We start from the raw sequence: 20386 nt of genomic DNA on the forward strand, positions 1-20386 counted from the left end.
CCTGAGGAGCTCCATGGCTCTGGTCACCGACGCACCCGCACGTCGCGGCACGCTGCTCGCCCCCACCACCCCGTTCCGCCGGGTGCCGCGGATGCGTCGTCGGCTCGGCGTCGTCGCGATTATCGTCTCGGCGACCGCGATGGGCTTCTCCGGGGTCTTCGGCCGGCTCGCCACCCCACCGGGGGCGGTGCTCGGCGAGGCGCTGACCCTGGGCCGCATGCTCGTCGGGGCGGTGGGCGTGCTGGTGCTGCTGGCGTTCTCCCGCCGACTGTCCCTGCTCCGGCAGGTGCGGATGTCCTGGTCGGTGGTGCTCGGTGGGGTGTTCCTCGGCCTGTCGCTCGCGACGTACCTGTCGGCGACCGTGCTCACCGACCTCGCGCGTGCGGTCGCGTTGCACTACCTCGGCCCGGTGATCGCCACGGTCCTCGCCCGTGCGCTGCTCAAGGAGCGGCTCTCCCGTGGCGAGACCGTCTCGATGGTCACGAGCTTCCTCGGCATGATGCTCGCCTCCGGCCTCGTCGACGGCGCCTCCCCGACCGGGTCCGAGCAGCAGCTCCTGGGTGACGGGCTCGCGGCCGCTTCCGGCGTCCTCTACGGCCTGGCGCTGCTGTGCTACCGCTACCGCTCCGACATGCCCGCCGACGTCCGCAGCTTCTGGAACTTCCTCTTCGGCACCCTCGCGGTCGGTGGCATGGTGGTTCTCACCCGGCCTGACGTCAGCGGGATGACGGCAGCGCACTGGGCCTGGGCAGCCGCCTTCTTCCTCGTCTGCGGCCTGCTGGCGCTCGGGCTGCTCGTCGTCGCCGGCAAGCACCTGCGCGCCGTCGAGCTGTCCGCGCTGTCGTACTGGGAGGTCGTGGTGGCGATGCTGCTCGGCGCCGCGGTCTACGCCGAGGGCGTCTCGCTGCTCGCCACCATCGGTGCGGTGGCGATCGTCATCGCCGCCGTCGTCCCGCTGCGGACCCGGCACCGGGTCACACGTGAGGCATCACCGAGCCGGTGAAGTGCACGCGGCCGGACTTGGGGTGCCGGCCCGCGTAGCGCACCGCCTCGCCCGCTGGGTCCAGGCTCAGCGCGACCCGACCCGGCAGCAGCACCGGCTTGGCGAACTCCACCTCCCAGGTGAAGGTGTCCCCGCGGAAGCGGCCCACGTGGGCCAGTGCCCGGGCAGCGGTGTACATGCCGTGCGCGATCGGCTGGGGGAAGCCGAGCACCCGAGCACCCACCCGGGAGGTGTGGATCGGGTTGCGGTCCCCGGAGACCGCCGCGTACTGCGTGGCGACCTCCCGGCCGAGCTGCCACACCGCGCTCGCGGGGGCCGCTGGCGTGGAGCCGGCGGCCGCGTCCGGGTGGCTCTCGGCGGTGTCCTCCGGGGCAGTCGTGCCGGGCAGCCGGTGCCCCGGGGACAGGTAGGTCGAGGTGCCCTCCCAGACGACGTCGTCGCCCGCGGCCACCGTCACGACGAGGTCGACCAGGGTGCCACGGCGGTGGCCGCGGGGATCGGCGGCGTGCGCCCGTACCGACAGCTCCTCGCCGAGCAGCACCGGCCGGTGCTGGACCACCCGGTTGGCGACGTGCACCATGCCGAGCACCGGGAGCGGGAAGTCCTCGCGCACCATGACGGCCATTGCGAGCGGGAAGGCCAGCACATGGACATAGCCGGCCGGCAGGACGTCGGTGCCTGGCTCGCCGAGCAGGTGCTGGTAGCGCGACAGCTGGCCGGCGTCCCCGCACAGCCCGGAGACGGCGTAGCCGGTGGTGGGCAGCGCGCTCGCACCGCTCCCGCGGGTCATCATCAGCCGGGCCGTGCGGGACATCGCCCGGGAGTAGAGCGAGCCGAGCGACGGCGCGGCGGGCAGGGGCTGGTAGCTGATCGCCATCACTGCCCCACGAGGTTCTGGCCGCACACCCGCAGCGTGGCGCCGTTGATGCCGCCGGCCTGCGGGGCGGCGAGGAACGCGATCGCCTCAGCGACGTCGACCGGCAGCCCGCCCTGCTGCAGCGAGCTCGCCCGCCGCGCGACCTGCCGGGGGACCGGCGGGATCTTCGCGGTCATGTCGGTCTCGATGAACCCCGGCGCGACGGCGTTCGCGGTGCCTCCGACCGCCGCCATCACCGGCGCCAGGGCCCGTGACATCCCGATGATGCCGGCCTTGGCGGTGGCATAGTTCGTCTGGCCGCGGTTGCCGGCGATGCCGGACGTCGAGGCCAGCGAGATGATCCGCGACCCGGCGCCGAGCTCGGCGGCGAAGGTCTCGTTCATCCGCAGCGGAGCGAGGATGTTGACCGCGAGGAGGTCGTCCCACCGGTCCGGGGTCATGTTCGCGAGCAGCTTGTCACGCAGGATCCCGGCGTTGTGGACGACGACGTCGAGCCCGCCGTGGCGAGACCGGGCGTGCGCGAGGATCCGGGCGGCGGCGTCGTCAGCCGTGATGTCGAGCTGTAGCGCGGTGCCACGGACCTCGTTCATCACCCGGCTCAACGCCTGGCCGGCCGCCGGGACGTCCACCCCGACGACGGTGGCGCCGTCGCGGGCGAGCACCCGGCTGACCGCCGCACCGATGCCGCGGGCGGCGCCGGTGACGACCGCGACCTGCCCGGCCAGCGGCCGGGTCCAGTCCGTCGGCAGCCGGCCGTCGCCGGTGGCGACGTGGAGCAGTTGCCCGTCGACGAAGGCGGACCGCGCGGAGAGCAGGAACCGCAGCGCGCCCTGCGCCGACGGCGCCTGGACCGACACCTCGTCGGCAAGCACGACGCCGTTGCCCGTGGCGCCGGCCCGCAGCTCCTTGGCCAGCGACCGCAGGAAGCCGTCGACACCGTGGCGGGCGGCCGCGACGGTCGGGTCGGTCGCGCCGTCGGCATCACGGGAGACCGTCACGACGCGGCCGCTGGGCGCCAGACGCCGCAGCACGGCACCGAGCGCCAGCGCGGGGGCGCCGAGACCGGCGGGTGAGGTGAGATCGGTGAGGACGACGACGACGGCGCCCCAGCGCTTGTCCTTGGCCAGCTCCGGGGCACGACGGACGTCGAGGTCCCAGCCGAGCAGGCCACGGGCGACGTCGTCGGCCGCTGACCGGGAGCCGGCGTCGCTGAGCACGAGGACCGGGCCGGCCAGCAGCGGGTCGTCGACCGCCGTCGGGTCGGTACGGCGCAGTCGTGCCGGCTGCGGCAGGCCGAGCTTCTTGGCCGCCGACCGGCCCCAGCCGCGCGAGACGAGGTCGAGGTAGTTGTCGCTCATCGCGCCTCCAGAATCATCGCGGTGGCCTGGCCACCGGCGGCGCAGACCGAGATGAGGCCGCGCGCCGGGCTGCCGGTCGTCTCACGCTTCTGGGCGAGCAACTTGGCCAGCGTGGCGACGATCCGGCCGCCGGTGGCCCCGAACGGGTGGCCGGCAGCGAGGGACGAGCCGGTGACGTTGAGCCGGTCGGGGTCTACCGCGCCGAGCGGCTCACGGTCGAGGCGCTCGCGGCAGAACTCGACGTCCTGCCACGCCGCGAGCGTGGTGAGCACGGTGCTGGCGAAGGCCTCGTGGATCTCGACGAGGTCGAAGTCCGCCAGCGTGAGCCCGTGGCGGTCGAGCAGGCGGGGGACGGCGTAGCAGCCGCCCATGAGCAGCCCCTCGGCGCCCTGGGTGAAGTCCACCGCCGCGGTCTGCACGTCGACGACATGCGCGAGCACCGGCAGTCCGCGCTCGGCCGCCCACTCGTCGCTGGCGAGCAGCACGGTGGACGCGCCGTCGGACAGCGGGGTGGAGTTGCCGGCAGTCATCGTGGCGTCCTCGCTGCCCGGTGCCCGGAACACGGTCTTGAGCTTGCCGAGCTTGTCCATCGAGGTGTCGGCCCGCAGCGACTCGTCACGGGTGACGCCCCGGTAGGGGGTGAGGAGGTCGTCGAAGAAGTGCCGGTCGTAGGCGGCCGCGAGGCGGTGGTGGGACCGCAGCGCGAGCTCGTCCTGCGCCTCGCGCGAGACGTCCCAGCGGGCGGTGGTGATGGCCTGGTGCTGGCCCATGCTCAGCCCGGTCCGCGGCTCGGCGGTGTCCGGGGCGACCGGCTTGAGGTCCGCCGGCCGGACCGCGGCCAGCGCCTTGAGCCGGTCCGGCAGCGTCTTCGCGCGCGACGCCTTGAGGATGGCCGCACGCAGCCGTTCGGAGACGACGATGGGGGCGTCGGACGCCGAGTCCACGCCGCCACCGATGCCGACCTCGGCCTGCCCGAGGGCGATCTTGTTGGCGATCCCGGTGATCGCCTCGAGGCCGGTTGCGCAGGCACGCTGGACGTCGTAGGCCGGGGTGTGAGGGTCGAGCGAGGAACCGAGCACCACCTCGCGGGTGAGGTTGAAGTCCTTGGAGTGCTTGAGCACAGCGCCGGCACTGACGTCGTCGAGACGCTCACCGGCCAGCCCGAAGCGGGCGACGAGCCCCTCGAGCGCGGCGGTGAGGAGATCGATGTTCGACGAGGCCGAGTAGCTGCCGCCGGCTCGGGCGAACGGGATCCGGTTGCCGCCGATGACGGCGGCAGCGCGAACGGGTGGCGTGGTGGGTTCGGTCACGAATCGTCCTTCGGTCGTCCCGGGGGACCTGCGTCCCTGGCATCGTGAGACCGACAGTACCTGATACTGTCAGTTCTGTGATGCCGAGCACGTCTGCCGCGGGGACGAACCCGCCCGTCGCCCCGCCGCCGGAGGATGCCACCGTCGACCCGGACGCCCGGGTCGACGGCCGCCATGCCCGCTGGGATGCCCACCGCAGCTCGCGGCGTGCCGAGCTGGTCAGGGCCGCCCGGCGGGCGGTCCACCACCTCGGCCCCGAGCTGTCGATGGACGAGCTCGCCGCCGAGATGGGGACCTCGAAGTCGATCATCTACCGCTACTTCACCGACAAGTCCGGCCTCCAGGCCGCGGTCGGCGGCGCGGTGATCGACGGCCTGCGGTCGGCCATCGCCGAAGCCACCGCCGGGCTCACCCGGCCGCGTGAGCAGATCGCCGCGATGATCGAGGTCTACCTCGGCGTCGTGGAGACCTCCGCGCACGTCTACGCCTTCGTCACCCAGCCCGAGGCCACAGCCACCGCGGGCGCGCTGCGCGGCTTCATCGCCGAGACCGAGGACATCGTGGCCGACGCGCTGCTCCCGGTCCTCGGCCCGACCGGCCTCGACGACGGCGACCGTGCCCTCGCCGCGCTGTGGGCCTCCGGCGTCGTCGGGCTGGCCCGGGCGAGCGTCGAGCGGTGGATCGCCGCCCGGGTCGACGCGGCGCCGACCGACCACGCCGCTGACGGCCCGCCGGAGACCGACGCCGGCCACGGCATCGAGGACGTCATCGCCGGCCTCGACCGGGCCGAGCTCGCCGCCCACCTCACCGACTGGGCGTGGGAGGGCGCTGCTGGGATCGCCCGCCGGGTACGTACCGGCCGGGAGAGCAGCGTCGCGCCGGCCCCGCACCAGTCCCCGCCCCCCGCGCCCGACACCGAGCACCGATCGGAGCACCTCGCATGACCACGACCACCGCCCCCGTACCGCAGCACGACGACGACGCCGCGTCCCTCGACCGTGACCGCAGCGCCCGTTCGGTCCCGCCCGAGATCGGCGCGGCCGACGGCACGCTGCCCCAGCTCGCGGTCCGCACCGCGGTCTCCGCGATGAGCCCGGCCTCGGCGGCCGCCACGCGCCGCGACGACGTCGAAAGGATCGACGGCGGGACGGTCGGTGACCTGCTCGACGGCCGGTGGCGCGAGCAGCGCCGCGCCGCCCGCGACCTCGCCCTCGACCCCGAGCTGCGGCAGGTGCTCGACCAGACGGTCGACGAGCACCGCGAGACAGTCTTCCAGCAGCTCAGCACGCTCGTCGAGAAGGGTGACGTGCTGCGCGGCTTCCCGAGCGAGGTCGGCGGCGGCGGTGACCCGGGCGGGAACCTCGCCGGCTTCGAGGAGCTCTTCCTCATCGACCCGTCGCTGCAGATCAAGGGCGGCGTGCAGTGGGGGCTGTTCGGCTCCGCGGTGCTGCAGCTCGGCACCCCCGAGCAGCACCGGCGGTGGCTGCCGGACATCATGAACCTCGTCGTGCCCGGATGCTTCGCGATGACCGAGACCGGCCACGGCTCCGACGTCTCGTCCATCGGCACGACGGCGACCTACGACGCGGCGACCGACGAGTTCGTCATCCACACCCCGGTGGCGTCGGCGCGCAAGGAGTACATCGGCAACGCCGCCGTCCACGGCATGGCCGCCGTCGTCTTCGCCCAGCTCGTCACCGATGCCGGCCGCCACGGCGTCCACGCCCTCTACGTGCCGATCCGCCGGGTGGCCGGCGACGGCACGCGCGAGTTCCTGCCCGGGGTGTCGGGCCACGACGACGGGCCCAAGGGGGGTCTCAACGGCGTCGACAACGGGCAGCTGTGGTTCAACCACGTCCGGGTGCCGCGGACCAGCCTGCTCGGCCGCTACGGCAGCGTCGCGCCGGACGGCACCTACACCTCGCCGATCGCCAGCCCCGGCCGCCGGTTCTTCACGATGCTCGGCACCCTCGTCCAGGGCCGGGTCTCGCTCGGGGGTGCCGCCGTCGGCGTGAGCAAGGCGGCACTGTCGGTCGCGGTGCGCTACGGCGACCAACGACGCCAGTTCACCGGTGCAGACGAGCACGAAGAGGTCGTGCTGCTGGACTACCAGCGCCACCAGCGCCGGCTGCTGCCGCTGCTCGCGCGCACCTACGCCGCCGGTTTCGCCCAGCAGCAGCTGCTCGAGCGCTACCACGAGGTGTTCTCCGGGGAGCACGACGACGACGCTTCCCGCCAGGACCTCGAGACGATGGCGGCCGCCCTCAAGCCGACGACCACCTGGCTCGCGCTCGACGCCCTCCAGGAGAGCCGCGAGGCGTGCGGCGGGGCCGGGTACATGACCGAGAACCGGCTGGTGTCCTGGCGCCGGGACTTCGACGTCTACGTCACCTTCGAGGGTGACAACAACGTCCTGCTCCAGCTCGTCGGCAAGCGGCTGCTCACCGACTACGGCAAGGCGATGGCGAAGATCGACGTCGCCGGCGCCGCGCGCTACGTCGCCGCCCGTGCGGCGGACATGACCTTGCACCGCACGCCGCTGCGCCGCGCCGCCCAGTCCATCCACGACTCCGGCTCGATGGCACGCTCCGCCGGTCAGCTGCGCGACGCCGACACCCAGCGCGAGCTGCTCGAGGACCGCGTCGAGACGATGGTCGCGGAGATCGCCGGCGAGCTCCGCGGCGTCAAGGACGCCCCGGCGGCCCAGGCCGCGGTGGTGTTCAACGCTCACCAGAACGACCTCATCGGGGCGGCCCAGGCCCATGCCGAGCTGCTCCAGTGGGAGGCGTTCACCGCGGCTCTCGCCACCCTCCCCGAGGGCCGTACCCGCACCGTCCTCACCTGGCTGCGGGACCTGTACGGGCTGGAGCGGATCGAGCACAACCTCGCGTGGTACCTCACCAACGGCCGGATCACCGCGCAGCGTGCCCGGGCGGTCACTGGCTACATCAACCGGCTCCTCGACCGTCTGCGGCCGCACGCCGTCGATCTCGTCGACGCCTTCGGCTACACCGACGAGCACCTGCGCGCGCCGATCGCCAGCGGAGCCGAGGCTGTCCGGCAGCGCGACGCCGCCGAGCACGCCCGCCAGGAGCGCGCCGTCCCCACCCGCTGACCACCCTCCCCCGCGACCGCGACCGCGACCGCGACCGCGCCCGCGCCCGCACCCACCCCACCGACAGCAGACTTGTCCCCGACAGCAGACTTGTCTGCGACAGCAGAGTTGTCTGCGACAGCCGACTTATCCCCGAACGATGCCCAGCAGCTAGCTGCGGACAATCCTGCTCCCGGCGTTGGGAGTGGGCGTGGACAATCCCGCTCTCGGCGTGGGGTGGGCGTTGGGTGGGCGTGGACAATCCTGCTCTCGGCGTGTTGGGCGGGTGGTGGGAGTGGGACGCGATAGGCCGTGCGGCGCACCGGCGGTACCCTGAACGCCGTGCTGCCTTCTGCTTCCCGCCCCGGGGGTCCCATGTCCGACGCTCATCAGCCCGACACCGTCGCGAACGCGGCCGCCACCCCCGAGGTGGCGCTGCCCTACCGCGAGCTCGGGCTCCAGGAGAACGAGTACGACCAGATCGTCGCTCTCCTCGGCCGGCGTCCCACCGCCGCCGAGCTCGCGATGTACTCGGTCATGTGGTCCGAGCACTGCTCTTACAAGTCCTCCAAGAACCACCTGCGCCAGTTCGGCGAGAAGACCACCGAGGCGATGAAGCGCCACCTGCTCGTCGGGATCGGCGAGAACGCCGGCGTGGTCGACATCGGTGACGGCTGGGCGGTGACCTTCAAGGTCGAGTCGCACAACAGCCCGAGCTTCGTCGAGCCCTACCAGGGGGCGGCCACCGGCGTCGGCGGCATCGTGCGCGACATCATCTCGATGGGCGCCCGACCCGTGGCCGTCATGGATCAGCTGCGCTTCGGCGCCATCGACCACCCCGACACCGCGCGCGTCGTCCACGGCGTGGTCGCCGGGATCGCCGGGTACGGCAACAGCCTCGGGCTGCCGAACATCGGCGGCGAGGTCGACTTCGACTCCTCCTTCCAGGGCAACCCGCTCGTCAACGCCCTTGCCGTCGGCGTGCTGCGTCATGAGGACATCCACCTCGCCAACGCCTCCGGCGTCGGGAACAAGGTCGTGCTGTTCGGTGCCCGCACCGGCGGCGACGGTATCGGCGGTGCCTCGATCCTCTCCAGCCAGACCTTCGAGGAGGGCGGGGTCACCAAGCGGCCCGCCGTCCAGGTCGGCGACCCCTTCATGGAGAAGCTGCTCATCGAGTGCTGCCTCGAGCTGTACGCCGCCGAGGTCGTCGAGGGCATCCAGGACCTCGGTGCGGCGGGCATCTCCTGCGCCACCTCCGAGCTGGCCTCCAACGGCGACGGCGGCATGTACGTCGAGCTCGACAAGGTGCTGCTGCGCGAGGAGCTCAATGCCGGCGAGATCCTCATGTCGGAGTCGCAGGAGCGGATGATGGCCGTGGTCCGGCCCGACCAGCTCGACACCTTCCTCGAGATCGCCCGCAAGTGGGACGTCGAGAGCTCGGTCATCGGTGAGGTCACCGAGACCGGTCGGCTGGTCATCGACCACTTCGGCGAGCGGATCGTCGACGTCGACCCGCGCACCGTCGCCCACGACGGCCCGGTCTACGACCGCCCGTACGCGCGGCCCACCTGGCAGGACGCGCTCAACGCCGACACCGCCGAGCAGCTGGCGCGGCCGAGCACGCCGGATGACCTGCGGGCCCAGCTCCTCGCGCTCGTGTCCGCCCCCAGCCAGGCCAGCAAGTCCTGGATCACCGACCAGTACGACCGCTACGTCCAGGGCAACACCGCGCTCGCGCAGCCCGACGACGCCGGCGTGGTCCGCGTCGACGAGGCCACCGGCCTCGGGGTGGCGATCAGCACCGACGCCAACCACCGCTTCACCAAGCTCGACCCGGCGACCGGGGCCAAGCAGGCGCTCGCCGAGGCCTACCGCAACGTCGCCACCGTCGGCGCGCGGCCGCGGGCGGTGACCGACTGCCTGAACTTCGGCTCGCCGGAGGACCCGGACGCGATGTGGCAGCTCGTCGAGGCGATCACCGGGCTGGCCGACGCCTGCCAGGTGCTGGAGATCCCGGTCACCGGTGGCAATGTCTCGCTGTACAACGGCACCGGCGAGCCGGGCCGGATCGACTCGTCGATCAACCCGACGCCCGTCGTCGGCGTGCTCGGCGTGATGGACGACGTCACGCTCGCGACGCCGTCGGGCTGGCTCGCGGCCGGCCACTCGATCTTCCTGCTCGGCACGACGGCCACCGAGCTGTCCGGTTCCGCGTGGGCCGACGTCGTGCACGACCACCTCGGGGGGATGCCGCCGGCGGTCGATCTTGCCGCCGAGCGCCAGCTCGCCGAGGTGCTCATCCATGGTGCCCGCGACGAGATCGTCGAGTCCGCGCACGACCTCTCCACCGGTGGGCTCGCCCAGTCGCTGGTCGACAGCTGCCTGCGGTTCGGGATCGGCGCCACCGTCGACCTCGCGGCGCTGTGCGAGCGCGACGGCGTCGACCTCGCCACCGCGCTGTTCTCCGAGTCGGGTGCCCGTGCGCTCGTCGCGGTCCCGCGCAGCCAGGAGGTGCGCCTGCAGGACCTGTGCACCGCGCGCGGTGTCCCGGCGCTGAAGATCGGCACCACCGACGACGCCGGGACGACGCTCGACATCGCCGGTGTCGGTGCGCTGCCGCTGCCCGAGCTGCGCCACGTCGTGGACACGACGCTGCCGCAGCGCTTCGCGTGAATTACGCTGTCCCGCCGCATCCGTCGGCGGTGGTCACCACCGACGAGCGGGCACGCGATTTCGTCCCTCGACTGTCAAGGAGTGGCCACCAGGTGGAAGACCAGCTCGAGCACGCATATGAGGAGATCCTGCGCCGGAACCCGGGGGAGGGGGAGTTCCACCAGGCCGTCCAGGAGGTCTTCGAGTCGCTCGGTCCGGTGCTGCGCAAGCACCCGCGGTACGTCGACGCCGCGGTGCTCGAGCGGCTCTGCGAGCCGGAGCGCCAGATCATCTTCCGGGTGCCGTGGGTCGACGACGCCGGCCGGGTGCGCATCAACCGTGGCTTCCGGGTGGAGTTCAACTCTGCGCTCGGCCCCTTCAAGGGTGGGCTGCGTTTCCACCCGTCGGTCTACCTGGGGATCGTCAAGTTCCTCGGCTTCGAGCAGATCTTCAAGAACTCGCTCAGCGGGCTGCCGATCGGTGGCGGCAAGGGCGGCTCGGACTTCGACCCCCGGGGCCGCAGCGCCCAGGAGGTCATGCGGTTCTGCCAGTCCTTCATGACCGAGCTCTACCGCCACCTCGGTGAGTACACCGACGTCCCCGCCGGTGACATCGGCGTCGGGCAGCGCGAGATCGGCTACATGTTCGGCCAGTACAAGCGGATCACCAACCGCTACGAGTCCGGCACGTTCACCGGTAAGGGCGTGAGCTGGGGCGGCTCCCTCGTGCGCACCGAGGCCACCGGCTACGGCACCGTGATGTTCGCCGAGGAGATGCTCGCCACCCGCGGGCAGAGCTTCGACGGTCGTACGGTCACGGTCTCCGGCTCCGGGAACGTCGCGATCTACGCCATCGAGAAGATCAACCAGTTCGGCGGCAAGGTCATCGCCTTCTCCGACTCCTCGGGCTACGTCATTGATGAGGCCGGGGTGGACCTCGAGCTGGTCAAGGACGTCAAGCTGAACCACCGTGGTCGCGCCAATGACTATGTCGAGCGCCGTCCGGGGTCGCGGCTGGTGACCGACTCGTCGATCTGGCAGGTCCCGACCGACGTCGCGCTGCCCTGCGCGACCCAGAACGAGCTCAACGTGGACGACGCCCGTGCGCTGCTGAAGAACGATGTCATCGCCGTCGCCGAGGGCGCGAACATGCCGACGACGCCGGAGGCGGTGCGGCTCTTCCAGGACGCCGGCACGCTGTTCGCCCCCGGCAAGGCGGCCAACGCCGGCGGGGTGGCGACGTCCGCGCTGGAGATGCAGCAGAACGCCAGCCGGGACTCGTGGAGCTTCGAGTACACCGAGGAGCGGCTCGCCAGCATCATGAGCGACATCCACGCCCGCTGCGCCGCCACGGCGGAGGAGTACGGCCGCCCGGGGGACTACGTCATCGGCGCGAACATCGCCGGCTTCACCAAGGTGGCGGACGCGATGCTCGCTCAGGGGATCATCTGATCGACCCGTTCGCAGGGCCGTGCTGGTGACCGACGTGTGGCCGGATCCGGAAGGGCGGGCAGGGATGTGACGACGACGGTGCCCACCCTCGAGGTCGCGGTGCAGGACGACGCCGGGGCCGCCGTCGCGCTCGCCGCCGGCGCGGACCGGGTCGAGCTGTGCGCGGCACTCGAGCTCGGCGGGCTCACCCCGAGCATCGCGATGGTTGAGGCCGTGGTCGCCACCGGCATCCCGGTGCACGTGCTCGTGCGGCCCAGGACCGGTGGCTTCCGCTACTCGGCCACCGAGGTGACGCTGATGGTGCGGGACATCGAGGCGATCGTGGACACCGGCGCCGCGGGCGTCGTCGTCGGTGCGCTCACCGCCGAGGACCTGCTCGACCGGCACGCGCTCGCGGCGCTGCGTGACGCCGCCGAGGGACGCGAGGTCACCGTGCACCGCTGCGTCGACGTGCTGGCGGACCCGGCTGCCGGCGTCGAGACGCTCGCCAGGCTGCGGGTGTCACGCGTCCTCAGCTCCGGCGGCGCCCGGACCGCACCGGCCGGTACCGCCATGCTGCGGCGCATGGTCGAGGCAGCTGACGGCCGGCTCGAGGTCATGGCCGGTGGCGGGGTGCGGGCCGAGCACATCCCCGACCTCGTCGCCACCGGCGTGGCCGCGCTCCACCTCTCGGCGCGGACCCCGGTCGATGACGCCGGCCCGGCTGGTCCCGGCGGTGGGCGTGGGGGTTATGACGTCACGTCCCCGGAGCTGGTCGCCGCGGCTGTCGCCGCGCTCCGCGCCGGCTGACGCCGAGCGGGCCGCCGGACGTCGCCGGCGAAGCCTTCCGCTTGTCGGGCCTGGCCGCTAGTGTGACGGGTCCCACACGCGTCGCCTGCTCCGAGGACCCACCATGCGCCCTGATCCCGCCTTCCGGAGCCGGCGAGCCGCCCGCCGCTCCGTCGCCGCTGCCGCCTCGCTCGGGCTGGTGCTTGTCGGTCTGGCTGCGGTGCCAGCCGGCGCCGACGTCGATGACGACGGCAACGTCGTCGTGGACCTTGTCGGCATCAACGACTTCCACGGCCGGATCTCGACCCGCGACAGCAACGGCGCGGTCGCGCTGGCCTCCGCGGTCGAGGACGCACGCGCGGCGAACGAGGACACCCTGTTCGTCTCCGCGGGCGACAATTTTGGCGCCTCGACCTTCGTCTCGATGATCAACGACGAGGTGCCCACGATCCAGGCGCTGGCCGCGATGGGGCTGGACGCCTCGGCTCTCGGCAACCACGAGTTCGACCAGGGCACCGACATCCTCCACCAGCGCATCGACGGCCGGCCCGGGGAGCCGGACGCCGACCCGCCGGTCCCCGGGTGGCAGCCGGCCGGCTTCCCCTACCTGGCCGCGAACGTCACCCGCGACGGTGTCCAGGAGTTCGACGCGACCACCGTCGTGGAGACCGTCAACGGGGTGGCGGTCGGCTTCATCGGGGCGCTGACGCCGACGATGCCCTCGCTGGTGACGCCCTCGGGGATCGAGGGGCTCGACTTCGGCAACATGGCCGACGCCGTCGAGGAGGCGGCAGCGGACCTCGAGGGCGAGGCGGACCTCGTCGTCGTCCTCGCGCACGACGGCGCGCCCACCGCCGCCATCGAGGACATCACCGGCCCGACGACGCCGTTCGGTGAGCTCGTCAACGGCGCCGTCGCCAACCCGGACATCGACGCGGTGTTCTCCGGACACACGCACGTCGCCTACGAGGCGCTCATCGACCGGGACAGCGCCGCACCGCTGCCGGTGATCCAGACCGGGTCGTTCAGCGAGGCGCTCGGGAGCATCACGCTCACCTGGGACCCGGACGCCAGCAGCGTGATCGCTGCGGCGACCGACCTCATCAGCCTGGAGGAGTACCCGGTGCTCGAGGACAACGAGGTGGTCGACGCCGTCGCCGCGATCGTCGCGGAGGCCGAGGAGGCCGCCGACGTGCTGGGACAGGTGCCGGTCGGCACCATCTCCCGTGACCTCAACCGGGCGCAGCAGTCCGACGGCAGCGAGAACCGCGGCGGGGAGTCGACGATCGGCAACCTCATCGCCGACGCCCAGCTGTGGGCGCTGGAGCAGCAGTTCCCTGACGACCCGGCGCAGATCGCGTTCATGAACCCGGGCGGGATCCGCGCGGACGTCACGGGCGACGACGACGGCGTGGTCACCTTCCAGCAGGTCGCTACCGCCCAGCCCTTCGGCAACACGCTGGTGACGCTGGACCTCACCGGCGCGCAGGTGGTGCAGATCCTCGAGGAGCAGTGGCAGCCGGAGGGCTCCAGCCGCCCGTTCCTCAAGCTCGGTGTCAGCGAGGGACTGTTCTACCTGTACGACCCAGAAGCGCCAGCCGGCGAGCGGATCAGCCAGGTGAGCCTCGACGGCGCCCCGCTCGACGCGGGAGCGACCTACCGGGTCGTCACCAACTCGTTCCTCGCCGCCGGCGGCGACAGCTTCACCACCTTCACCGAGGGGCAGAACGTCGCCGACAGCGGGCTCGTGGACCTCGTGGCGTTCGTCGACTACTTCGCCGCCCACGAGCCCGTCGAGGCACCCGCCGTGCAGCGGGCGATCGGCGTGCACTGGGTCTCGGCCCAGGAGACGGCCTACAGCCCGGGCGACGAGATCGCCGTCGACCTGTCGTCGCTGTCCTTCAGCACCGACGAGCCGAAGCCGGCAGAGCTGACGCTCGCGCTGATCAACCCGGGCAGCGACGAGGTCATCGACCTCGGCGCCGTCGACGTGGACAACGCCATCGTGGACACCACCGACGAGGTGGGGCGGGCCCAGCTGAGGGTCACCGTCCCGCAGGTGGAGGGGCTCGGTGACCCAGCGGTGTGGCAGCTGCAGGCGACCGACGAGGTCAACGGCTACTACGTGTGGTTCGACGTCTACCTGGCCGCTGAGGCCGCACCCACCCCGACCCCCACCCCGGAACCGACGACGCCCGCGCCCACCACACCGCCCGCCCCGACCCCGGCGCCGACGGCGGCCGACGACCTGCCGTCGACCGGCGCCGAGACCAACGCCCCCCTCCTCGGCGGCGCGCTGCTCGTCGCGCTCGGTGCGGCGCTCGTCACCGCCACGCGGCGACGCCGGGTCCTGGCCGAGTAGCCGCCGCGCACCCCGCCGCGGCTACGGTGGCGGGGTGGCACGACGACGGATCGACCCCGGTGAGGGCATCGCCGCACTGCGGCAGTGGTTGACGGCGCAGGACGGGGACGGCGACCAGCCCTGCCCGGTGCCGGTGGTGCGGACCGCGGTGCGCTTCACCCTCGAGGAGCTCGCGGTGGGCTCGCCGGGCAACAGCGTCGAGGTCCGGGTGCCGCCCCACGGCGCCACCCAGGCGATCGCCGGGCCACGGCACACCCGCGGGACGCCGCCGAACGTCGTCGAGACCGACCCGGTCACCTGGCTCCGGCTGGCCACCGGCCGGCTCGGCTGGGACGACGCCGTCAGCGAGGGACGGGTCAGTGCCTCCGGTATCCGGGCCGACCTGTCGAGCGTGCTCCCGCTCATCACCCGGTGACGGCGCCCGCGGCGACGCGCCAGGGGCTCGCGGCGCCCGGGTTAGGTTAAGACGGTGAGCAGCACCAGCCCGGACCCCGCCGCCGACCAGGCGCCCCAGCCCGACCACAATCTTGACCAGCCCGCCCCCGCGGCGGACGAGCCGACGACCGCCGAGCCGGAAGGGTCCGCCTCGGACGAGCCGGTCCGTCGGGTCGTCGACGTCGCTGACCCGACCCGGCGCCGCCGTGCCCCGCGCTACGGACGGTTCGCCGTCGTCGGGTTTCTCCTCGGGGCGGTGGCCTCGCTCGTCCTCACGCTGGTCAGCGTCTCCGACGACGGCATCACCGGCCGGAACCTGTTCTTCCTGCTGCTGCTCAGCCTCGGCAGCGCGGGTATCGTGCTCGGGCTCGTCACCGCACTGTGGGCCGACCGGCGCTCGCTGCGCAAGCGCCGCTGACGACCACCCGCTGGTGCGGGTGAACGACAGACGGTGCGGTGTGGGACGATATGGGACGTGGTACGCGCAGACGGACGGCTCAGCCATGACCTTCTCCCAGGGGAGAGGGGCCCGCAGGACGAGTGCGGCGTGTTCGGGGTCTGGGCCCCCGGCGAGGACGTCGCGCGACTGACGTACTTCGGGATCTACGCCCTGCAGCACCGCGGCCAGGAGTCAGCCGGGATCGCGGTCAGCAACCGCGAGCAGATCCTCGTCTACAAGGACATGGGGCTGGTGTCCCAGGTGTTCGACGACCGCACCTTGTCGATGCTCACGGGCGAGATCGCGGTCGGCCACACTCGCTACGCGACCACCGGCGCCAGCTCCTGGGAGAACGCCCAGCCCACCCTCGGGCCGGCTGGCTCCGGCACCGTCGCGCTCGCCCACAACGGCAACCTCACCAACACCCGCCAGCTCATGGCGCAGGTCCGCGAGAGGTCCGGCACCGACCTCACCGGCGAGCTCGGCCGGGGCAGCTCGACCGACACCGCCGTGATCACCGCGCTGCTCGCCAGCCTTCCCGACGCACCCGCAAACTCGCTCGAGCAGGCCGCGCTGGAGGTGCTCCCGACCTTGGAGGGGGCGTTCTCGCTGGTCTTCATGGACGAGGACACCCTGTACGCGGCGCGAGACGAGCGCGGCTTCCGGCCGCTGGTGCTCGGCCGGCTGCCGCGCGGCTGGGCAGTGGCCTCGGAGACCGCGGCGCTGGACATCGTCGGCGCGACCTTCGTGCGGGAGGTCGAGCCCGGGGAGCTCGTCGTCATCGACGCCGACGGGCTGCGCTCCCACCGGTTCGCCGCAGCCAAGCCGCGCGGCTGCGTGTTCGAGTACGTCTACCTCGCCCGGCCCGACACCACCATCGCCGGCCGGTCGGTCAACGCCGCCCGCACCGAGATGGGGCGCGCCCTCGCCCGCGAGCACCCGGTCGACGCGGACCTCGTCATCCCCACCCCGGAGTCCGGCACCCCGGCGGCGATCGGCTACGCCCAGGAGTCCGGGCTGCCCTTCGCGCAAGGACTGGTGAAGAACTCCTACGTGGGCCGCACCTTCATCCAGCCCACCGACACCATCCGCCAGCTCGGCATCCGGCTCAAGCTCAACCCGCTGCGCGAGGTCATCGCCGGCAAGCGCCTCGTCGTCGTCGACGACTCGATCGTGCGCGGCAACACCCAGCGGGCGCTGGTGCGGATGCTGCGCGAGGCCGGCGCGGCCGAGATCCACGTCCGGATCTCCTCCCCGCCGGTGAAGTGGCCCTGCTTCTTCGGCATCGACTTCGCCACCCGGGCCGAGCTCATCGCCAACGGGCTGACCATCGACGAGATCCGCGACCACCTCGGTGCGGACTCCCTCGGCTACATCTCCACCGAGGGCATGGTCGAGGCCACCGCGATCCCGGCCGAGCGGCTGTGCACCGCCTGCTTCACCGGCGACTACCCCATCGACGTCGGCGCCGAGCGGCTGCACGCCGGCGATCGCGCCGCCGGGGACCACACCTACAACATCCTGCCCCCGCGCAGGGCCAGCAGCCCCTCGACGACCGGAGCGCCGTGAGCAACGACAGCCGTACCCCCATCGACTACGCCGCCGCGGGAGTCGACACCGCCGCCGGCGACCTCGCCGTCGAGCTCATGAAGGGCGCGCTGAAGGCGACCCAGGGCGGGGACGTCGTCGGCGGCGCCGGCGGCTTCGCCGGGCTGTACGACGTCTCCGCGCTGCGCGACTACCGCCGGCCGCTGCTCGCGACCTCCACCGACGGCGTGGGCACCAAGGTCGCGATCGCCCAGGCGATGGACGTGCACGACACCATCGGCCACGACCTCGTCGGGATGGTCGTCGACGACATCGTCGTCGTTGGCGCCCGGCCGCTGTTCATGACCGACTACATCGCCTGCGGACAGGTCGTGCCCGAGCGGATCGCGGCGATCGTCCGCGGCATCGCCGAGGCGTGCGCGCTCACCGGCACCGCACTCATCGGCGGGGAGACCGCCGAGCACCCCGGGCTGCTGGGGCCGCAGGACTACGACGTCGCGGGCGCCGTCACCGGGGTCGTCGAGGCCGATCGTGTCCTGGGCCCCGAGCGTGTGCGGCAGGGCGACGTCCTCGTGGCGATGGCCTCCTCGGGCTTGCACGCCAACGGCTACTCGCTGGTACGGCGGGTGCTGGAGGTCAGCGGGTGGCAGCTCGACCGGGAGGTGCCCGAGCTCGGCCGCACTCTTGGTGAGGAGCTCCTCGAGCCCACCCGCCTGTACACGCGGCCGTGCCTCGACCTCATCGAGACGGTTGACGTCCACGCGCTCAGCCACGTCACCGGCGGCGGGCTGGCCGCGAACCTTGCCCGAGTGCTGCCGGCCGGCCTGGTAGCCGACATCGAGCGTGGCTCGTGGCAGGTGCCGCCGATCTTCGACCTCATCGGTCGCCTCGGGCCGGTCGAGTGGGCCGACCTCGAGCAGACGCTCAACCTCGGCGTGGGGATGGTCGCCGTCGTCGCCCCGGACGACGCCGCCGCGCTGGTGGCAGGCAGCATCGCCGCCGGGATCCCGGCGTGGGAGCTCGGCTCGGTCCGGGCAGCGGCGGACGACGCCGTTGCCGACCTGGTGACCGGGACGAAGGGGATGCGTGGCGGCGCCGTGCGCATGCACGGGAGCTACCGCAGCTGAGCCGGCGACGGCGGGAGCCGTGGGGCTCCTGCCGGGCTGCCCCGCGGTCGGGACCTCGCCGAGTGCCACCGGGGCCTCGAGGGCCCGGCCGGGCGGGTGCGCAAGAACCCGCGACGGGCCTGGTAGCCCGCCGCGAGAACTGCGGTCAGCTGTGCCGACTCAGCGCGAGTCCGATCCCCACCCGTCGTCGGGTTCGGCGGAGGGGATCTCATACTCACGACCCTCGCGGTCGCGTTCGTGAGACGTGAGCTCCTTTTCCAGGGCTCGGTAGTCGGTCTCCGGGCTGTAGTACTTCAGCTGGCGAGCGACCTTCGTCTGCTTGGCCTTCTGACGGCCGCGCCCCATGGCGTCGACCCCCTCCAACGTAGAAGCGGGGCGGGCACTGTGTTACCAGTGCGGCCCCGTGCATATGGTCATGGTTCGTACCCTCAACGTTACATGGTCGAGGGCCTTCGGAGCCATCTGGTGGCGGCGACGCAGGTCACTCCGGGTGTCGGCAGCGGTCCGTTGGCCGTTCAGGGCGCTCCCCGGTGGGGTGAGACGGAGGCGCGAGGCGCCGTCGGCGGGCGAGGACCGACTGGGACTATCGTCCGTATTTCACCCGGTTCGCCATGGTTACGGTGAGATCTCACGGGCAGGCCACGAGATACCTCGAGGCCGCGCCGACCGCTTCCGCGGGGCAGGCTGCCCCGACGTCAGGGACTGAGGTTTGAGATGGGCACCACGCAACATGACGACACGCTGCTGACGCCGGGTGAGGTGGCGGCGAAGTTCCGCGTGGACCCCAAGACGGTCACCCGCTGGGCGAACTCCGGCAAGCTCACCGCGCTGCGGACGCTGGGCGGGCACCGGCGCTACCGCAGCTCAGAGGTCGAGGCGCTGCTCGGTGGCGTGCCCCGACCGGCCGGCCGCGACGCCTGAGTCGGCGGCCGCGGCCAGGTCCGGGCGGACGTTCCGGCTCAGCGAGCGCGGCGCGCGAGGATGGTGACGGCGGCCGCGACGATGGCGAGGCCTGCCCCGACCGTCCCGATCGCCTTCGGGTCACCCTGCTTGACCTCCTCGAGCAGCGACCTGGCCTTGGCGCCGGCGCCTTCGGCCGCGTGCTGCGCTGAGTCCTTGCTGCGGTCGAGGGCGGCCTTGAGGTTGTCCTTGGCCCCCTGGATCTGCACGCGCGGGTCGATCATCGTGCTCAGCTGGTCGACGGACCTGGCCAGCTCCTCGCGGGTACGTTCGAGGTCGGTCTCGATCTGCTGCGTGCTGCGCTTGTCGTCGGCGGTCATGAGCGGAGCCCTTCCTTCACGGCGTTGAGGTCGGCCTTGAGGTTCGCCTTGGCGGCCTCTGCCGACGGCGCTTCACCTGCCTGCAGTCGATTCTTGCCGATGAGGGCGAGGATCCCGGCTACCAGGAGCAGGGCGACCCCGACGATGATCGCCGAGAGCCATGCTGGCAGCGCGACGGCCAAGCCGAGGACGGCGGCGGCGATGAGCGTGCCGAGCGCGAAGAAGGCAAGCAGTCCAGCGCCGGCGAAGAGGCCGGCACCGACGCCGACGTTCTTCAGCTTCTCGGTGAGCTGGAGCTGGACGAGCTGGATCTCGCCACGCAGGATCCGTGAGAACTGGTCGGAGATCCGCGCCACGAGCTCACCGACGGTCGCCTTGGGCTCCTCTCGATTGCTGCGGTCCTGTGATGCCTGGGGGCTCACGCGATTCCTCTTCTCCGCGCGTGACGCGCTGTTGACCTACTGCTGTACGGCCCATGATTGCCGTCATCGTCCGCGGGTGCACGTTTTTCCTGCTCGGACGCCCAGTGCCGGCGGCGAACCCGAGGTAACGATTCGGTGAATTCTCGATGTCTCGCAATGTGAGACGTTGACGGAGGGTGACGTAGGCCTCATCATGAGAGGCGCTGTTCCCTCCGCCCCCATTCGGCGTTCTGCCCGACAGATTCCGGCTCTCTCCA

18 protein-coding genes are annotated in these 20386 nt (G+C 72.3%); 12 read left to right on the forward strand and 6 right to left on the reverse strand.

Going from position 1 to position 20386, the window contains the following annotated elements:
* The first annotated feature begins 13 nt into the window (after positions 1-13).
* Positions 14-1003, forward strand: coding sequence for a DMT family transporter (locus tag V2J52_RS06200; RefSeq protein ID WP_331226809.1), 990 nt, complete (start codon positions 14-16; stop codon positions 1001-1003).
* Here the strand turns inward: V2J52_RS06200 and V2J52_RS06205 are convergent.
* From V2J52_RS06205 to V2J52_RS06215, 3 genes are read right to left on the reverse strand one after another with little or no spacing between them, the layout of a single operon-like run.
* Positions 975-1880, reverse strand: coding sequence for a MaoC/PaaZ C-terminal domain-containing protein (locus tag V2J52_RS06205; RefSeq protein WP_331226810.1), 906 nt, complete (start codon positions 1878-1880; stop codon positions 975-977). The two genes, V2J52_RS06200 and V2J52_RS06205, sit on opposite strands and share 29 nt — an antisense overlap.
* Positions 1880-3238 (reverse strand): 3-oxoacyl-ACP reductase, encoded by a 1359-nt coding sequence (locus V2J52_RS06210; protein ID WP_331226811.1) that lies wholly within the window; start codon positions 3236-3238, stop codon positions 1880-1882. The genes V2J52_RS06205 and V2J52_RS06210 overlap by 1 nt, the downstream gene beginning before the upstream one ends.
* Positions 3235-4548 (reverse strand): acetyl-CoA C-acetyltransferase, encoded by a 1314-nt coding sequence (locus tag V2J52_RS06215; RefSeq protein WP_331226812.1) that lies wholly within the window; start codon positions 4546-4548, stop codon positions 3235-3237. Before V2J52_RS06215 ends, V2J52_RS06210 begins: the two co-directional genes overlap by 4 nt.
* A gap of 80 nt (positions 4549-4628) precedes the next feature.
* Here V2J52_RS06215 and V2J52_RS06220 point away from each other — a divergent pair, with 80 nt between their 5' ends.
* The 10 genes from V2J52_RS06220 to purM all read left to right on the forward strand — a co-directional run bounded on the left by V2J52_RS06220 (position 4629) and on the right by purM (position 18427).
* Positions 4629-5492: a TetR/AcrR family transcriptional regulator gene (locus tag V2J52_RS06220; protein WP_331226813.1), complete on the forward strand. Its 864-nt coding sequence runs from the start codon at positions 4629-4631 to the stop codon at positions 5490-5492.
* 143 nt (positions 5493-5635) lie between these two features.
* Positions 5636-7663: an acyl-CoA dehydrogenase family protein gene (locus V2J52_RS06225; protein ID WP_434056391.1), complete on the forward strand. Its 2028-nt coding sequence runs from the start codon at positions 5636-5638 to the stop codon at positions 7661-7663.
* A 354-nt stretch (positions 7664-8017) separates the two neighbouring features.
* Positions 8018-10318: a phosphoribosylformylglycinamidine synthase subunit PurL gene (gene purL, locus V2J52_RS06230; protein ID WP_331226815.1), complete on the forward strand. Its 2301-nt coding sequence runs from the start codon at positions 8018-8020 to the stop codon at positions 10316-10318.
* A gap of 92 nt (positions 10319-10410) precedes the next feature.
* Complete coding sequence (gdhA, locus tag V2J52_RS06235; protein ID WP_331226816.1) at positions 10411-11748, forward strand: NADP-specific glutamate dehydrogenase; 1338 nt, start codon at positions 10411-10413, stop codon at positions 11746-11748.
* Between the two features lie 78 nt (positions 11749-11826).
* Positions 11827-12537 carry a copper homeostasis protein CutC gene (locus V2J52_RS06240; RefSeq protein ID WP_331226817.1) on the forward strand — a complete coding sequence of 237 codons (711 nt, stop codon included), beginning with the start codon at positions 11827-11829 and terminating at the stop codon, positions 12535-12537.
* 103 nt (positions 12538-12640) lie between these two features.
* Positions 12641-14878, forward strand: a complete 2238-nt coding sequence (locus V2J52_RS06245) for a bifunctional metallophosphatase/5'-nucleotidase (RefSeq protein WP_331226818.1) — start codon at positions 12641-12643, stop codon at positions 14876-14878.
* 34 nt (positions 14879-14912) lie between these two features.
* Positions 14913-15293 (forward strand): sterol carrier family protein, encoded by a 381-nt coding sequence (locus V2J52_RS06250; protein ID WP_331226819.1) that lies wholly within the window; start codon positions 14913-14915, stop codon positions 15291-15293.
* Positions 15294-15347: 54 nt separating this feature from the next.
* Entirely contained in the window at positions 15348-15731 is a 384-nt protein-coding gene (locus V2J52_RS06255) for a hypothetical protein (RefSeq protein WP_331226820.1), read from the forward strand.
* Between the two features lie 57 nt (positions 15732-15788).
* On the forward strand, positions 15789-17321 hold the full coding sequence (gene purF, locus V2J52_RS06260; RefSeq protein WP_331226821.1) for an amidophosphoribosyltransferase: 1533 nt from the start codon (positions 15789-15791) through the stop codon (positions 17319-17321).
* Positions 17318-18427 (forward strand): phosphoribosylformylglycinamidine cyclo-ligase, encoded by a 1110-nt coding sequence (gene purM / locus V2J52_RS06265; protein ID WP_331226822.1) that lies wholly within the window; start codon positions 17318-17320, stop codon positions 18425-18427. The genes purF and purM overlap by 4 nt, the downstream gene beginning before the upstream one ends.
* 159 nt (positions 18428-18586) lie before the next feature.
* On the opposite strand, the gene V2J52_RS06270 is transcribed toward purM, so the two are convergent.
* The gene (locus V2J52_RS06270; RefSeq protein WP_331227122.1) at positions 18587-18772 is read right to left on the reverse strand and encodes a DUF3073 domain-containing protein; all 186 of its coding nucleotides are present in this window, start codon (positions 18770-18772) and stop codon (positions 18587-18589) included.
* A 369-nt stretch (positions 18773-19141) separates the two neighbouring features.
* Between V2J52_RS06270 and V2J52_RS06275 the strand changes: the two genes are divergently transcribed.
* Positions 19142-19348, forward strand: a complete 207-nt coding sequence (locus tag V2J52_RS06275; protein WP_331226823.1) for a BldC family transcriptional regulator — start codon at positions 19142-19144, stop codon at positions 19346-19348.
* A 38-nt stretch (positions 19349-19386) separates the two neighbouring features.
* On the opposite strand, the gene V2J52_RS06280 is transcribed toward V2J52_RS06275, so the two are convergent.
* Complete coding sequence (locus V2J52_RS06280; protein WP_331226824.1) at positions 19387-19707, reverse strand: DUF3618 domain-containing protein; 321 nt, start codon at positions 19705-19707, stop codon at positions 19387-19389.
* On the reverse strand, positions 19704-20129 hold the full coding sequence (locus V2J52_RS06285; protein WP_331226825.1) for a phage holin family protein: 426 nt from the start codon (positions 20127-20129) through the stop codon (positions 19704-19706). The genes V2J52_RS06280 and V2J52_RS06285 overlap by 4 nt, the downstream gene beginning before the upstream one ends.
* Between the last annotated feature and the right edge of the window lie 257 nt (positions 20130-20386).

The organism is Georgenia sunbinii (genome assembly GCF_036421875.1).
Lineage (GTDB): Bacteria > Actinomycetota > Actinomycetes > Actinomycetales > Actinomycetaceae > Georgenia_B > Georgenia_B sunbinii.